The 15,945-nt window shown below is 73.6% G+C and carries 10 protein-coding genes and 1 tRNA gene; 7 read left to right on the top strand and 4 right to left on the bottom strand.

The window, feature by feature from the left end; translation table 11 throughout:
- Positions 1–16: 16 nt before the first annotated feature.
- Together DDQ41_RS07775 and DDQ41_RS32315 are read left to right on the top strand one after the other, a co-directional pair.
- The gene (locus DDQ41_RS07775; protein ID WP_245990926.1) at positions 17–1,264 is read left to right on the top strand and encodes an ROK family protein; all 1,248 of its coding nucleotides are present in this window, start codon (positions 17–19) and stop codon (positions 1,262–1,264) included.
- 108 nt (positions 1,265–1,372) lie between these two features.
- Positions 1,373–2,512, top strand: coding sequence for a hypothetical protein (locus DDQ41_RS32315; RefSeq protein ID WP_262508386.1), 1,140 nt, complete (start codon positions 1,373–1,375; stop codon positions 2,510–2,512).
- Positions 2,513–2,835: 323 nt separating this feature from the next.
- Here DDQ41_RS32315 and DDQ41_RS07765 read toward each other — a convergent pair whose 3' ends face one another.
- Complete coding sequence (locus DDQ41_RS07765) at positions 2,836–3,615, bottom strand: HAD-IIA family hydrolase (protein WP_109293820.1); 780 nt, start codon at positions 3,613–3,615, stop codon at positions 2,836–2,838.
- Positions 3,616–4,147: 532 nt separating this feature from the next.
- Here DDQ41_RS07765 and DDQ41_RS07760 point away from each other — a divergent pair.
- The 3 genes from DDQ41_RS07760 (at position 4,148) to DDQ41_RS07750 (ending at position 6,717) form a co-directional block, all read left to right on the top strand.
- Positions 4,148–4,891 (top strand): hypothetical protein, encoded by a 744-nt coding sequence (locus DDQ41_RS07760; RefSeq protein WP_262508385.1) that lies wholly within the window; start codon positions 4,148–4,150, stop codon positions 4,889–4,891.
- Positions 4,892–4,896: 5 nt separating this feature from the next.
- Complete coding sequence (locus tag DDQ41_RS07755) at positions 4,897–5,574, top strand: class F sortase (RefSeq protein WP_109293818.1); 678 nt, start codon at positions 4,897–4,899, stop codon at positions 5,572–5,574.
- 138 nt (positions 5,575–5,712) lie between these two features.
- A complete protein-coding gene (locus DDQ41_RS07750) occupies positions 5,713–6,717 on the top strand; it encodes a glycoside hydrolase family 6 protein (protein ID WP_109293817.1) in 1,005 nt (334 codons plus the stop codon).
- A 253-nt stretch (positions 6,718–6,970) separates the two neighbouring features.
- On the opposite strand, the gene DDQ41_RS07745 is transcribed toward DDQ41_RS07750, so the two are convergent.
- From DDQ41_RS07745 to DDQ41_RS07730, 3 genes are all read right to left on the bottom strand, one after another.
- The gene (locus DDQ41_RS07745; protein ID WP_109293816.1) at positions 6,971–8,923 is read right to left on the bottom strand and encodes a radical copper oxidase GlxA; all 1,953 of its coding nucleotides are present in this window, start codon (positions 8,921–8,923) and stop codon (positions 6,971–6,973) included.
- The gene (locus DDQ41_RS07740; protein ID WP_109293815.1) at positions 8,920–10,863 is read right to left on the bottom strand and encodes a glycosyltransferase family 2 protein; all 1,944 of its coding nucleotides are present in this window, start codon (positions 10,861–10,863) and stop codon (positions 8,920–8,922) included. The genes DDQ41_RS07745 and DDQ41_RS07740 overlap by 4 nt, the downstream gene beginning before the upstream one ends.
- Before the next feature lie 683 nt (positions 10,864–11,546).
- Positions 11,547–11,623 (bottom strand) — tRNA-Lys (locus DDQ41_RS07730).
- A gap of 648 nt (positions 11,624–12,271) precedes the next feature.
- Between DDQ41_RS07730 and DDQ41_RS07725 the strand changes: the two genes are divergently transcribed.
- Positions 12,272–13,603, top strand: a complete 1,332-nt coding sequence (locus DDQ41_RS07725) for a peptidoglycan-binding protein (RefSeq protein WP_262508384.1) — start codon at positions 12,272–12,274, stop codon at positions 13,601–13,603.
- Entirely contained in the window at positions 13,600–15,900 is a 2,301-nt protein-coding gene (locus DDQ41_RS07720; RefSeq protein ID WP_109293813.1) for an SPFH domain-containing protein, read from the top strand. The genes DDQ41_RS07725 and DDQ41_RS07720 overlap by 4 nt, the downstream gene beginning before the upstream one ends.
- Positions 15,901–15,945: the final 45 nt, after the last annotated feature.

The following is a 15,945-nucleotide window of genomic DNA, read 5'->3' as shown; positions in this document are numbered from 1 at the left end:
CCCGCACAATGGGCGGGTGAAGTGGAGTAACGCGGGTGCCAACCTTCCTGTGCTGCGCAGCCACAACGCGGCTCTGGTGCTGGATCTGCTGAGGGCGGCGGGCGACGACGGCATCAGCCGGCTGGAGCTGGCCGAGCACACCGGGCTCACGCCCCAGGCCGTCAGCAAGATCACCGGGAGGCTGCGGGAGGACGGGATGGCGACCGAGGCGGGTCGCCGCGCGTCCACCGGCGGCAAGCCCCGCACGGTCCTGCGCCTCGTCCCGTACGCCGCGCACGCCGTGGGGCTCCACCTGGACCGCGACGAGCTGACGGCCGTCCTCGTGGACCTCGCCGGCACCGTCGTCGCGACCCGCACCCGGGGGCTGGACCTCGGCGGCCCGGTACCGCACGCCATCTCCGCCGCGGCCGGCGAGGTGCGGGCGCTGCTGGCAGGCGGACCGGAACGGGTGCTCGGCGTCGGGGTCGGCATGCCCGGACCGCTGGACCACCGGACCGGCGTCCCGGGCCGGGTGACCGGCGCGCCGGGCTGGGCGGGAGTCCCGCTCCGCGACGAGCTCGCGGAGCGGCTCGGCGTGCCGGTCGTCCTGGACAAGGACACCAACGCGGCGGCACTGGGGCTCGCGCTGCGCGGGCTGCCCCGGACGGGACCCGGCGCGGCGGACGAGGCCGGGCGCGCCGGTGGCGGTGGTGCCGTCGTGCCCGCCGAGCCTCCCGCCGCGACCGCCGGTGGCGGTGGTGCCGTCGCTCCCGCCTCGCCTCCCGCCGCGACCGCTTCCGCCCCCACCGCCGCTCCCGCCCCCGGGTCGTTCGCGTACCTCCACCTCGGCACCGGACTGGGAGCCGGGCTGGTGATCGGCGGAGTGCTGCACCGGGGGCCGCGCACCGGCGCGGGGGAGTTCGGGCACCAGGTCGTGCAACTCGACGGCCCTGTCTGCCCCTGTGGCAACCGCGGCTGCATCGAGGCGCTGTGCCTCGCTGCCGTCGCCCGCGGTGACCTGGGGGAAGCGGCCAGGGTGCTGGGTACCGGCGCGGCCAACCTGGTACGGCTGCTCGACATCGATCAGGTGCTGCTCGGCGGGCGCACGGTCCTCGCCGCCGCCGATACGTTCGTCCGGGGTGTCGGCGCGATGGTCGGCGACCGCGCCGTGCGTGTCGTGCCGGCGGCGAGCGGTGCGTACCCCGTCGCGGAGGGCGCGGCCCAGCTCGTCCTGGCCCCGCTGTTCGGCCGCATGGAGGCGACGGGTTCCGCCAACCGGGCCTAATGGTGTGATTTTCAGGTCGCGTGGTGGCGTCGGTGCACGACCGGGAGGCCCACGCGTGGCAGCGTCGCTGCCGACGCCGCCCACGCCCGCGATCTGCTGAGGTTCCCCATGCGTCTGCGCACCGCCCTCGCCGCCGGAGCCGTCACGGCCGCCCTCGCCCCCGTCCTCCTGGCGGGGCCGGCCCCCGCACGGAGCCCGGACCCGCAGCCCGTGCCCGCGACGCCGGGTCCACCCCCTGAGCGGCCCGCGCCGCCCCGCACGGACGCTCCCCAGCCCGCCCCGGCCCGGATGGCCGGTCCGGATCCCGCTCCCGCCGCCCGGCAGACCCCGCCCCGGCGCCTCCCCGCCCCGCCCGTTCCGCCCGCGCCCACCGCGCCCCACCCCACCGCGCTCCACCCCCTCGCGCCGCACCCCACGGCGCCGCTGCCCGCGGCCCCGGCGCCGGCCGTTCCCCCCACCGTCCCGCAGCCGCCGGCGCCGCAGCCCGCCCGGCCGGGTGCCGCATCGCCCCCGGCGCCCGGTGCGGCACCCGTCTCACAGCAGCCGGCCTGCGGCGATCCGAACGCGGTCGAGTTCCCGATCGTCACCCACATCGCCAAGGGCCCCGGTGAGTACCGGGCCGGCGGGGACGCCCACGAGTTCTCCGTCGAACTGTCGAACACCACGGCCCGGCCGTGTCTGAACATCCACCCCGTGGTCGTGCTCACCGGACAGGCCCGGGCGCTCCAGCCGGACCGGGTCCGGCTGGAGTTCTTCGACGGAGCCGCGCGGATCTGGCGGCACGTCACCATCGAGAAGACGGACCGGGGGGAGGCCGTCGGAGCGTTCGGCGCGGGCTCGGGCGGGTTCGCGGGTCTCTCGCTGCCGGCAGGCGGCACCTTCTCCGTGCGGGTCCGGCTCGCCTTCCCCGACCGCACCACGGCCCCCGACACCGTCGTCGCCAACGCCGCGGTCGTCCAGCGCCGCGGCGCGGACGGGGACTGGGTGGGGGAGTCCGACGACTACCGCTTCGACGTCCTCGCCCCCGAGCCCGCCGGCCGGCCCTCGGGGCCCGTCGGCGAGCCGCAGGCCAGCGGGCCCGCGGTCCCCGGCGACGGGACGGTCAACGACGGCGTCGCCCTGGAGGACGCGCACGAACTCGCCGCGACCGGCGCCCGCCCCTGGCACTCGGTGGGACTCGCCACCGCAGGCGGTGTGCTCCTCGCCGGAGCGGTGGTGCTGCTCCTGATGAGGCGCCGGGTCAGATAGCGTCCCCGCCGCCCGGCTCCGGACAACGCCCGCGCCGCCCGGCTCCGGACAACGCCCGCGCCGCCCGGCTCCGGACAACGCCCGCGCCGCCCGGCTCCGGACAACGCCCGCGCCTCCCGGCTCCGGACAACGTCCCCGCCGCCCGGGGCCCCGACGGCCCCCGCACCGTCGCACGGCACGCCGTCCCGGGCAGGTGCACGGGGCACCTCGCTCCTCGCCCGCAGCGTCTTCCCCGGGGCCGGGAAGCGCCCCGGCGCCCCTTCCACGCGTTCCGCGGCCCGCGTACACGGCAGGGCGCCAACGACCCCGCGGACCCGCCGAGATCAGACGTGGTCGATCACGTCTGCGATCGAGTCCACGACCTTCGAGGGGCCGTACGGGAAGCTGTCCACCTCGTTCGGCCGGGTGACGCCCGTCAGGACGAGGAACGTCCGCATTCCCGCCTCGAGGCCGGCGAGCACGTCCGTGTCCATCCGGTCGCCGATCATGGCCGACGTCTCGGAGTGCGCTCCGATGGCGTTCAGTCCGGCGCGCATCATCAGCGGGTTCGGCTTTCCCACGAAGTACGGCTTCTTGCCGGTGGCAGCGGTGATCAGCGCCGCGACGGCGCCCGTTGCGGGGAGTGCGCCCTCGGCGGAGGGGCCCGTCTCGTCGGGGTTCGTCGCGATGAACCGGGCGCCGTTGTTGATCAGCCGGACCGCCTTCGTCATGGCCTCGAAGGAGTACGTCCGGGTCTCCCCCAGGATGACGAAGTCGGGATCGGAGTCGGTGAGGACGTACCCGATCTCGTGCAGAGCGGTCGTCAGGCCCGCCTCGCCGATCACGTAGGCGGTGCCGTTCGGCCGCTGGTCGTCGAGGAACTGCGCGGTGGCCAGGGCCGAGGTCCAGATGTTCTCGATCGGCACGTCGAGGCCCATCCGGGCCAGCCGCGCATGCAGGTCACGCGGGGTGTAGATCGAGTTGTTCGTCAGGACCAGGAAGGGCTTCCCGGACTCCTTGAGCCGCTTGAGGAACTCCTGGGCGCCGGGGATCGGGATGCCCTCGTGGATCAGCACTCCGTCCATGTCGGTGAGCCATGATTCGATCGGCTTGCGCTCTCCCATGGGGTGTTTCTCCTGCCGGACGCAGTTGTACGAGGCGGCTTGCGCTCGACGTAGACCCTACCTTCGGCGTGTGTTCGATTCCCGTGCGGGGGAACGTGTCCGATACGCGGTGAGCCCGGTCCGTCCGGGCGACACGGGCTGTCCCTGCGTTACGGGCTGTCCCTGTGTCACGTGGCCCCGCCGGCGGTCACCGGCCTTCGCCGGCCGGCGTACGCCCGCCTCCCGTCCCCGCGTTCGAACGGCGGGGTCTCCAGTGAGGGTTTCGTCAGGGCTCCGGGCACCGCCCGGGGCCCGTCCGGCGGCGAAGCCGACCTGCTCCCCGCCGGCGACGCGCCGTTCCGTGCCGGCGCCCCGGTCTGTCGTCGCGGGGGGCGTGCGCGGTGGGCGTGCGCGGGGGCGTGCGAGAAGGCCGGGCTCTGCCCGGAGGCCTGGACCGGCCCGGGGCGCTGACCCGTACGGGTCAGCCGGAGATGCGGAACTGGGCGGAACGCGTGAATCTCGTTACACCAGGAGGTTCACAATGCGTTCAGCGATGATTGCTCTCCGTGTCGTAGGGGCGGCTACCGGTTTCCTGATTCTGGCCCCCGTCCCCGGGACCGCGTTCGCAGAGGAGAAAGCCCGGCTCACCGACACGGTCCACGCTCTCGGGGCGGAACCCGGGAGTGATCTGGGCGACGGCGACCGGAGTGGCGCCGTGGAGCGGCTTCAGATCGTCACGCTCATGCCGCCGTCGCGCTCCGGGGCCGAGTCCGAGGCCGAGGGCAAGCAGGGCGAGGAGGAGAACGCCGAGCGGGAGCGCGAAGGGCACGACGGGAAGAAGGACGACGGGTCCCAGGACGGCAGGAAGGACGACGGGTCCAAGGACGGGAAGTGGGAACGCGACGGCGGTGAAGGCGAGAAGGACGGCGAAGGACGGGACCACGGGGGCGGCTCCGACGGGGATCACGACGGGGGCCACGACGCAGATCACGACGGAGGCCGCGACGGGGATCGCGACGACGACGACGGTTCTGACGACGACGGTTCCGACGAGCACGGTTCCGACGAGGAGGACGTCGAGGCCCCCGATCCGGCGGAGACCCCCGTGGCGCCCGTCAGCGCCGGTGGCGGCGGCGCTGCCGACCGGCTGGCCTCGCCGGAGGCCAAGTCCGCCGACACCCAGGGCCCCGGCACCCCGCACACCGTGATCGGGCTGCTCCTCGCCGGAGCGGCGGCCGTCGCCGTCGCCTTCCGCAGTGCCCGCCGCCGTCGGGCCGGTTCGCCGGACCGGGACTGACCGCCGTGTCCGGTGCAGGGGAGAAGTCCTCCGGCAGCGGCCGGCTGCTCACGGGAGTGGCCTGGGCGGTCCTGCTGATGAGTCTGTGGCTCTGGGGTCGTGGGGCGGGCGACGGCGCCGGGGGTGTTTCGGCCCCCACGACCGGGGACGTGGCCGCGGTGGGCCGTCCGCTCGGGGTACCGCTGCCGCCGGCCCGCGAGCCGCTGGCACCGGTGGGACCCACCAGGGTGGAGGTCCCCTCGATCGGTGTCTCGGCCCCGGTCGTCGCCCGCGGTCTGGACCCGACGGGGGCGGTCGAACCGCCGCCGTTCGCGACGCCGGGCGCCGTCGGCTGGTTCGGCACCGGCACCGGCACCCGCCCCGGTGCCGCGGGTGCGGCGCTGTTCGTCGGCCATGTCGACACCAGGACCGAGCCCGCGGTCTTCTACGGCCTGAGCGCGGTCCGGCCGGGCGAGACGGTCAGGGTGACCCGGGCCGACGGCTCGGTCGCCGTCTTCACCATCGACGACGTCCAGGTGGTCAGCCGGGACCGGTTCGACGCCCGGAAGGTGTACGGGGTGCACCGGCCGGGCCGGGCCGAGCTCCGGCTCATCACCTGCGGCGGCACCTACGACAAGAAGGCCGGCTCCTATACGGCGAACGTCGTGGTGTCCGCCTACCTCACGGACGCGCGCGGCGTCTGAGGGCCTGGCGGCCGAAGTCTCGTTGCCTCGTGGGCGGCGGACGCCGTGTGTCAGGATGGGTCCGGCCGGGCCCGGTCCGGCAGCGGGGGCGCCCGGGGGGCGGCCCGGCACGTACCACGGTGCACCAAGGGGGAGTGGATGTACGGCAGTCGAGTCGGGCGCGCCCGATGGGCGGCGGCCGCGACGGGGGCCGTCCTGCTGGTCGCGGGGTGTTCCTCCCCGGACGGCGGAGGGGACGGGCCCGAGGCCCGGCGGCAGCCCGAGGCGACGGCCCCGTACTGGGTCAATCCCGAGGGCAACGCCGCGAAGCAGGTTGCCTCGTACCTCGACGACGGCGACGACGCCAGAGCCGAACTGATCGGGAAGATCGCGGCCCAGCCGGTGGGCGAGTGGATCGGCACCGAGGACCCCGAGGGCGATGCGAAGCGCTACACGGAGGCCGCGGCGAAGGCCGGCCGCGACGCGCTGCTGGTCCTCTACAACATCCCGCACCGGGACTGCGGGCAGTTCTCCAGGGGCGGCGCGTCCGACGGCGACGCCTACCGCGCCTGGGTCGAGAAGGTGGCCGAGGGGATCGGCGGCCGCCGGGCCACGGTCGTGCTGGAACCCGACGCCGTGCTGCACCTGGTCGACGGCTGCACCCCGCAGGAGTACCACCAGGAGCGGTACGACCTGCTGAAGGGCGCCATCGAGCGGCTGAAGCGGCTGCCGGCCACCAGGGTCTACCTGGACGCGGGCAACGCGGGCTGGGCGGACCCCGGCTCCCTTCCCGGCCCGCTGCGCCGGGCCGGCATCGAGGGGGCCGACGGCTTCGCGGTCAACGTCTCCAACTTCCAGACGACCGAGGCCAGCAGGGAGTTCGGCCACGCGCTCTCGGCCGGGGTCGGCGGGAAGCACTATGTGATCGACACCAGCCGCAACGGCAACGGGCCGTACACCGACGGCGATCCCCGGGAGAACTGGTGCAACCCGCCCGGCCGTGCCCTGGGTGAGGAGCCCACGACGAAGACCGGCGACCCCCTCGTCGACGCCTATCTGTGGGTGAAGCGGCCGGGCGAGTCCGACGGCGACTGCAAGGGCGGTCCCAAGGCCGGCGACTGGTACCCGGAGTACGCGCTCGAACTGGCCCGCAACACCGGGTAGCGCTCGACCGGCCGAGGCGCCGCGCAGCGGTGTTCGCCGCGAAGGGGTGTTCGCCGCGAAGGGGTGTTCGCCGCGAAGGGGTGTTCGCCGCGAAGGGGTGTTCGCCGCGAAGGGGTGTTCGCCGCGAAGGGGTGTTCGCCGCGAAGGGGTGTTCGCCGCGAAGGGGTGTTCGCCGCGAAGGGGGCTCCCGCCGCGGGAGCCCCCTTCGGTCTGACTTCCTGCCGCCCCGCCGCCCTGCCGTTCGCCGTACGGTCTACGGGACCTCGACCCAGACCGCCTCCGACGGGGTGCCCTTGTCGTCCGTCACGAACAGCATGTACCAGCCGGACGGGACCAGGGACCGGTTCTTCGGCACGGTGACCCTGAAACCGTCCGCCGTCTTCGTCATCTCCAGCGCGATGGAGCGCTGGTCGACGTCGGTCACGTGCGTCACGGCGCTGGGCCGCATCAGCTTCGCCGACGCCGGCTTCGCCGCGCCGGGGCTCTTGAACGTCGCCGAACCGCCGCGTTCGATCTTCTCGGGTCCGGCACCGATCTCGGGCCGCGAGTCCCGGTAGAGGTAGGGCGGGGTGTAGATCTCGATCCGCTGCTCGAAGACCCCGGGCTTGGTGTTGGCGTCGTCGCCGAAGAGGGAGTCCGAGCCGAAGATCATCACGCGGCCGTCGGGCAGCAGCACGGATCCCGAGTGGTAGTTGCGGCCGACCCGGGGGTCGGCGACCCTCGTGTACTTCCCGGTCCCGGGGTCGTAGGTGCGCGCCTCCAAAACGTTGGAACCGCTGCGGCCCCGGTAGTCCTCGGAGCCGCCGGTGACCAGCACGCTGTCGTCCGGCAGGAGCGAGGCGCTCGGGTAGCGCGTGCCCTTGTCGAGCGAGGCGCCGTCCTCGAAGCGGGGGTTCGGGTCCTTGAGGTCGACCAGCCGCGACTTCTCACTGGACTTCTCGGACTCGCCGACCCCGCCGCCTCCGATCACCATGAACCGCTGGTCCTGGGCGGGCGGCAGCATCACGGTCGCCGAGGTCTCCATCAGGTCCGGGTCGCTCAGTCCGGGGACCTTGGTGAACTTGTTGCCGTCCAGGTCCCAGACCCCGGGGTCGCGGCCCACGTCCGCCGGGCCGTATCCGGCGTTGGAGCCGGAGTAGAAGAGCTTCCCGTTGTCCATCAGGAAGATCGCGGGATAGGTCGGGAAGCGCCGCTCGAAGCCGGTGTACTCCCACTTCTTCGTCTCGGGGTCGTAGATCTCGTCCTTGCCGGGGACGATCTGGCCGATCTCGTCCAGTCCGGACAGGGACAGCACCCTGCCGTCCGCCAGCGTGGTGAGGGTGGGATACCAGCGGGCCTCGTTCATCGGGTCGACGGTGATGTACTTCTCCGCGACCGGGTCGAACTCGTAGGCCTCCTTGATGCCCTGGAAGTCCTTCTTGTCGAGGGCGAGCTTCTGCGCGATGCCGTAGACGTTCCGGTTGTCAGAGCCCTTGAGGCCGTGCACCCGGTAGTTGTCCTCGGTGCCGGTCTCGTAGCGCTTGCCGGACTTCTGGGCCTCGACGTAGATCCGGCCGAGGCCCGCCTCGGTCCGCAGGAAGCGGCCCGTCTCCTTGTCGAAGATCTTCTTCGCCTTCTCGACGAGGACCGGGTCCTTGGAGACGAAGGTCTTGCCGTTCTCCTTGCCGGTGAACCTGGTGCCCGCGGGCAGGGTGATCGGCTTGTCGGGGTCCTCGTTGTGGACGATCATCAGGCCGCCGGCCTTGGTGACGTCGCCCTCGAGCTTCTCGTACCGCTTGGTGCCGCCCGCGACCAGCAGCTTGCCGTCGGGCAGCTGGGTGTGCCCGGCGCAGAACATGTCCTTGGGCGTGTGTATGTGCTTGAACTCGTTCGTCTCCGGGTCCCACAGCACCGACTCGAACTTCTTGGCGTCGAAGTTCTTCTGGTTGTTGCCGGAGCCCGCGATCAGCAGCACCTTGCCGGTGTGCAGCAGGGCCGCGTGGATCGTGTTGATCTTGTACTCGGCGGGGACGTCGAGGAGGTCCCACCGGCCGTTCGCCGCCTTGTACTCGGGCTGGTCGATCTTGTACTCGTGGTACCGCTCCGAGCCGTACCGGTACATCGCGGGTCCGTTGAACCCGGCGATCGCCGCCACGACCGCCGCGCCGATCAGGATCCGCCGGGCCCGGTTCTTGCGGTGGTTCGGCCGGACGGGAAGTGCACTCATTTCTTTCGTCCCCCAAGGGCGATCTGCATGGTCTGGTCCGCGGGGGCCCACTGGCGCGGCTGCTGCTCAGGGGCTGCCGGCGGCTCGGCCTCGGAGGCACCGCCGCCCGTCCCCGGCTTCGCACGGCGCCGACCCCGCCGCTTCTTCCGCTCCTCGCGGATGCCGTACCGCCAGGCGAAGACGGGTGCCGCCGTGATCAGCAGGGCCAGACCGGCCCAGGTGATCATCGCCGGGTGGTCGTGCCCGAACCAGAACGAGGAGGCGAGCGAGCCGCCGAAGATCATGATGAAGAAGAGATGGATGCGGAACGTGCCGAAGAGCGTGTCCGGGCTGGAGGAGTCGCCCTTGGGCGTCACCACGAACTTGCTCTTGCGGCGCAGTGCGGCGTCCATCAGGGAGCGTGCGTAGATCGGTGCGGAGAGCGCGGACATCACCATACCGGCCAGACCGCCGGAGCCCTCGGGTTCGTGGGGCGAGACGTTGTGGCGGCGGTTCCAGATGTAGAGGCCGATCTGCAGGGCGGAGGCGTTGCCGTACAGCATCATCCAGACGGCCGGGTCGATCTGCACACCCGAGGCGCCCATGCCCAGGAACAGCGCGCAGCTGAGCGCCGCCAGAATCCAGTTGAGGGCCGACATCGGGTAGAAGATGATCATCATGGTGTAGTTGAAGAGCTTCCCGGCCGGCAGGCTGCCGAAGCCCCTCCAGTACTGCTTGAGGATCGTCTCGTAGGTGCCGCGGGACCAGCGCAGCTGCTGGGTGAAGAAGTCGGTCCAGGCGGACGGGCCCTCACCGACGGCCAGCACGTCCGGGGTGTAGACGGACCGCCACTTGTTGCCGGTGGCCGGGTTCCTGGCCCGGTGCATCTCGAAGCCGGTGGCCATGTCCTCGGTGATCGAGTCGTACAGGCCGCCGATCTGCTTGATGGCGCTGATGCGCACGGCGTTGGAGGTGCCGACGAACATGGGGGCGCCGTAGCGGTTGCCGGCACGCTGGATCAGGGCGTGGAAGAGGAACTGCTGGGACTCGGCCGCCTTGGTGACGAAAGTGTCGTAGTTGCCGTAGACCTGGGGGCCGATCACGAACCCGACGTCCGGGTCGCGGAAGTACCCGAGCATCCGCTCCAGGTAGTTCGGCAGCGGCACGTGGTCGGTGTCGACGGACGCGAAGAAGTCGTAGTCGCCGCCGTGCGCCTCGAGCCAGGCGTTGTAGTTGCCGTGCTTGGTCTTGGCCCGGTGGGCGCCCTTCTCCTGGTTCCACTTGGCCACGCCCTTGCGGGAGAAGTGGTGGACGCCGAGCCGTGCGCAGACCTCCTTGACGGCCGGGTCGTCGCCCTCGTCGAGCAGCCACACGTGCATCAGTCCGCGGTGCCGGATCCTCACGGCCGCCTCGAGCGTCTTCGTCACCATCTCCAGGGGCTCCTTGCCCGGCACGAAGGAGGTGAGGAAGGCGACGCGGGTGCCCGACTCCGGTACGACGGGTACCGGGTCACGCGCGACGAGGGTGGCATGCGCGTTCGACAGGACGTTCATCGTGCGGAAGAGCTCGATCAGGCCGATCGACACCAGCATGACCACGTCGAGCCAGAGCAGCAGCTCGTTGTCGAGGTTGGGGTCCCGCTCGGTCCAGTGCTGCGGCTGCATCAGCCAGACGAACAGGCCCAGCGAGACCAGCGGTGCGGCGCCGAGGAGCAGGGCGGCCCGGACGCGGTGCTGCTCCTGCGACAGCAGCGACCGGTACTGCACCCGGTACGGCTTCGACGGGTCCGGCTGGGTCAGGGGACCGGCCAGCCGGCTGTAGTGCTCGTAGTCGTACCTCGGCAGCGCCTTCTTGGGGCGCGACCGGTGGCTCCCGGTCCTGAGCTGCGGGGGAACCCGAAGCTGCGTGGTCCGGGAAGGATCGTCGTCCTGCGGCCGTGCGCCGGTCGGCGTCGACGTCATACGTTTCATTCCCCCCGCACGCCTGCTGGCTGCGTGATCGTTCGGTCGGGTCCGGACCGCGGCTCCCCATGGCCAGCCGGTACCGGACGCATCATCGGCTGACCACCGTATCCGTAGACAGAAGACGATGGTCTTCCGGTTGCATGATGCCCGTCTCCGCGTCCGACGACGAACGGGACCCCCGTCACGGGCCGGCCGCGGCCGGAGAAACTGCTCGAATCACCGCAAGTCGCAACTGTCTGAGCCCGCTGCCCCCTTGGGGCCGCGGACTCAGAGGACAGGGTCCCGGAGCGGGGGCGTGATCGCAAGGGCGTTCGCGGCCGCTCCGCCGCTCCGCCGCGTCGCTCCGGGCGCGGTAGCTGTGGCGGACGTGGCGGACGTGGCGGGCACGGTAGCTGTGGCAGGCGGGCAGGGCAGGCGGGACGGGCGGGGCAGGCACGGCAGGCGGGACGGGCGGGGCAGGCACGGCAGGCGGGGCGGACGTGCCGGTCCGGCGTGATCCGAGGCGCCCGCCCCGCCCCCGTCGCCGCCCCGCCGCCGGCGCCCGCCGGTCTTCGGATGCCACCGCACTCGTCGTACCGCTCCTGCGCGACACCCGTCGCCCCGGCGCCGCGCGGGATGCGGCGCCCATGCGAAAGGGCGTCCTCGGAAACCGAGGACGCCCGGGTCGGCGAACTGCTCGCTGGTGCGCCGCCAGGGACTCGAACCCCGGACCCGCTGATTAAGAGTCAGCTGCTCTAACCAACTGAGCTAGCGGCGCCTGCCGACCCGCAGAACCCTACCGGACCCCCGGCGATGCTCCCGACCATTTCCTTGCGCCTTCCGGCCTGTCGGATGGTCGTTTTTTCGCTTTGTTCAGTCAAAATGCAGTTTGTCATGACGGGAGAGAGCGGTGGATCTGGAGGGGTAAGGGATGACCGTTCCGGTGTTCGAGGAGTACGAGCCGGCCGGCGACTGCGTCTGCCCTGGCTGTGCCCGGCAGCGGAGGGAACGGGCCCGCACCCTGCCGGCAGGCGCCGGGGGCCGTCCGGCCGCGCACGGCGCCCGCCGCGCTCTCGTCCTGGTCACCGCGGCGGGAGCGGTACTGGGCGGCGGGGGCTCGGGGGCGTTCGCCGACGCCGGAGCGCGGCCTTCCCCGCCACCGGGCCCGGAGGCGGCGGCACCCCGGACCGCGCCGCCCGCGCCCCGGCCGTCCGTGTCACGGCCGGGCGGGGCGCACCCCCGTGCGGAGCAGGACCGGCCGCAGTCGGCCCGGGCATCCGCCCGGCCGCGGCCGCGGGCGGACCGTGCCGGGATGGACCGCGCGGGGGCGGACGGGATGGACCGCGCGGGGGCGGACCGCGTACGAGTGGGCCCCGCCGGGGCGGACCGCGCTGCCGCGGACCCTCTCCGGACCGGGGGCCCGGCCGTGACCGGGCGAGAGCCGGGCCACGGCCCGGACACTCCGCAGGGCGGCCAGGAGCCGCTGCACGGCGGGCCGGCCGCCGGTCCCGCCGGAACCGCCGGCCTGCGCACGATGACCCGCGCCGACATCATGAGCCGGGCGAAGCGCTGGGTGAACGCCAAGGTCCCGTACTCCATGAGCGGGTACTGGGCGGACGGCTACCGGCAGGACTGCTCGGGTTACGTCTCCATGGCCTGGCACCTGCCGGGCAACGAATGGACGGGCAGCCTCGCCGAGTTCGGGACACTCATCGAACGCAAGGACCTGCGACCCGGCGACATCCTGCTCTTCCACAACGAGGGCGATCCGTCCCAGGGCTCCCATGTGACGATCTTCGGGGGCTGGGCGGACGACGCGCAGACCGGGTACGTCGCCTACGAGCAGGCCAAGCCGCACACCCGCCGGCAGGTCACGCCCATGGCCTACTGGAGCAACTCCGACCGCTACGAGGCCTACCGCTACAAGGCCCTGAAGGGCGAGGCACCCGCGGACGGGCAGCTCGCGGGAGGCGGGGGGACCGTAGGCGGGGGGACCGTGTTCCCCGGCCCGGGGCACTTCGGTCCCGGCGAGGACAACTCGTACATCGCCCTGCTCGGCAGACTGCTGGCGGAGTACGGCTTCGACGTCGGCGGCGCCGCCGGTCCGGGGTCGCGCTGGGGAGAGGCGCACCGGCAGGCCATCCAGGCGTTCCAACGCGCCCAGGGCTGGACGGGCGCCGAGGCGGACGGGTTGCCCGGACCGGGCACCTGGAGCCTTCTGGTGAACGGCACGGGCAGTAGGGCGGCGCCGACCCCGGCGGTCCGGCCCCGAGCCGCAGCGTCCGGTCGCACCGCGGCTCCTCCGGCCGGGCCCGGGCACGCGGCGGGATCGGCGCCGGCCGGGCCCCGAGCCGCAGTGTCCGCGGCGGGCGCTCCCGCCCGGTCCGCTACCGCACCGGCGGCAGCGGCAGCTCCGCACAGGGCCGCACCCCCGGCCACCGCGCCCCCGGTCGGTGCCGGGGCCACTGCCAGGGCCACCGCCGGTGCCGGTGCCGGTGCCGGTGCCACCGATACCGCCCCACCGGCCTTCCCCGGCCACCGCCACTTCCGCCCCGGTAGCTCCAGCGGCCATGTGGACGCCCTGCGCGGGCAGTTGGTGAAGCGGGGCTTCGACCGGCACCACTCCCCCCGCCCCGGGCCGCGCTGGGGCGACGCCGACCGCCGCAGCACCGAGGCGTTCCAGCGCGCCCAGGGCTGGCGGGGCGCGGCGGCGGACGGCTACCCCGGCCCCGAGACCTGGCGACGGCTCTTCTCATGATCAACAAGTCCGATGTGCACCGACCCCGCGAGGAGGCGACCGCGGTGACCCCGACAACCCCCTACTCCGAGGACCCACCGGGTTCTTCCCTCACACTCGGCCGGCTGACCGCCGCCCCGGCCGCCGTCCGCAGCGCGGGGCTCCCCGCCGCGGGCTTCACGGCCCCCGGCGCGCACCTGCCCGGGGCCCACTCGGGCCAGCGGGCGTCCGACTCGCCGGGCGCGTCCGGCGCCGCCGCCGACGCACTCGGCGCCGTCTGCGCGCATGGCGTTCTCAAGCCGTTCAGCACGCCCGCCCGGGCCGGTATCTCGAGTCCGCCGGGGGCGGCCCCGGGCGCCCCCGACTCGCCGGGCACGTCCGGCGCGCCGAGCGCTCGCGATGTGCACCGAGCGCTCACCCCGCTCACCCCGCTCGGTACCTTCGACGTGCTCGGTGTCCCTGACGGACACGCAGCTCCCGACCGCCTCGCCGGCCTCGACTCGTCCGGTGCCCCTGACGCGTACGCCCTCTCGGGCGCGTACGGCGGCGCCGGGCACGGCGCGTCCGCTGGTGGCGGACTGCCCGCCCCCGCTCAGGAGGCGTCGGGGGGTGGCTGGTCCGGGGCGGACCCCGCGGCGGTCGATACCGCCGGGCCCGCTCTCACCGGCTCTGCTGCGACCGCGGCCGGTGCGATCGTGTCTGCTGCGACCGTGGCCGGTGCGACCACCGCCGGTCTCACCTCGCCCGGTGCAACGGCGGCGGCCTCCACGCCGGCAGCCCCCGCGACGCCCGGTCCCACCTCTCTCGGCCCCACCTCTCTCGGTCCCACGTCGCCCGGTCCCACCTCTCTCGGTCCCACGTCGCCCGGTCCCACCTCTCTCGGTCCCACGTCGCCCGGTCCCACCGCCGACGGCACCCACCCGGACGTCCCGTCCGATGCCGGTGGGGCGACGGCGGGCGGTGTGCCCGGCACCGCGCCCGCGACCCAGCGCTTCGAGCGGCAGTTCAGCGGCGCGGGCGGTCGCCGGACGGTCGTCATCGGCACCGAGACCACCGGCGCCATTCCCGTCCATCTGCTCTACCGGGACGCCGTCGCGTCCGCCGGGGCGGGCGCCCGGGGCGCGGCGGAGAAGACCGATCCGGGCGGGCGGAAGGATGTGGCCGACGGCGCGGCCGCCGCCCGCCCGCACGACGGGACGACCGACCCCGCGGCCGCCGGGTGGCTCAAGGAGGACCGGAGCGGCCCGGGTGCCGACGGGCCGAGGCGGGATGCCGACGGCGACGGTGGGCCGGACACCATCGCCATGCCCGCGGTGGCACTTCCCGCCGGGCGCCGCTCCGCGCCGAACGCCGGGCGGTCCGGCAGGCGGGCCGTTCCCCCGCCCGACCCCAGGCTGACGGAGCGGCCCGGCCCGGTTCTGCCCGGCTGGGCGGCCCTGCTCGCCGGGGCCCTCTCCCTCGTCGGCTGCGTGGCCGTGCTGCACTGGGCGGGGGCCTTCCCGCCCGAGGTGACGACGTTCTTCGGACTGGGCGAACGGCCCTACGCCGGACTCGGGTTCGCGCACTGGGTCCTGCTCGCCGTGTCCCTCACCGTCGCGCTGTTCACGCTCGGCGGGCTCGCCCGCGGCAAGGTGGGCCACGCCTGGGTGCTGACGCTGTACGGGGAGTACCGCGGTACCGTCCGCCGCAGCGGTCTTCTGTGGGTGAGCCCGCTGCTGCTCCGCAGGCGGGTGGACGTACGGCTCCGGCACTGGCGCAGCGAACCCATGCCGTCGGTCGACGCGGACGGGACCGCACTCGAGGCGGTCGTCCTCGTGGTGTGGCGGGTCAGGGACACGGCCAGGGCCGTACTCGGGCTCGCGGACCACGAGTCGTATCTCCGGGAGCAGGTGGAGGCGGCCCTGCCCCGGGTGTTCTCCCGGCTTCCGGCCGACGCCTCCGCCCCTCCGGCCGGCGGGGGTCCCGCGCTCGAACTGCGTCCGACGCTCCGCAACGCCGAGGCCGTGGGCGACGCCCTGACCAAGACGCTCGCGGCGGAGTGCGCCCCGGTCGGCATCGACGTCTTCTCGGTGCAGCCGACGCGGATCGAGTACGCGCCCGAGGTGGCCGCGGCCATGCGGCGCTGCCGGGTCGCGGTCCTGGAGGCCGAGCGCCGCGACACCGTGCTCGGCTCGGTGGTCGACGCGGTGGACGACACGGTGCAGCGGCTCACCCTGCGCGGCCTGGTGGAATTCGACGACTACGAGCGCAAGGCCCTCGTCCGGGATCTGACCGTGGCGTTCTGCACGGCGAGGACGAGTGGTGCGGAGACCCCCTGAGCGGTCTGGGCGTGTTCATCCTGCGTGCATGAGCGGACGCCGCGA

Source organism: Streptomyces spongiicola (assembly GCF_003122365.1).
GTDB lineage: Bacteria > Actinomycetota > Actinomycetes > Streptomycetales > Streptomycetaceae > Streptomyces > Streptomyces spongiicola.
This window is presented reverse-complemented; position numbering and strand designations above follow the sequence as displayed.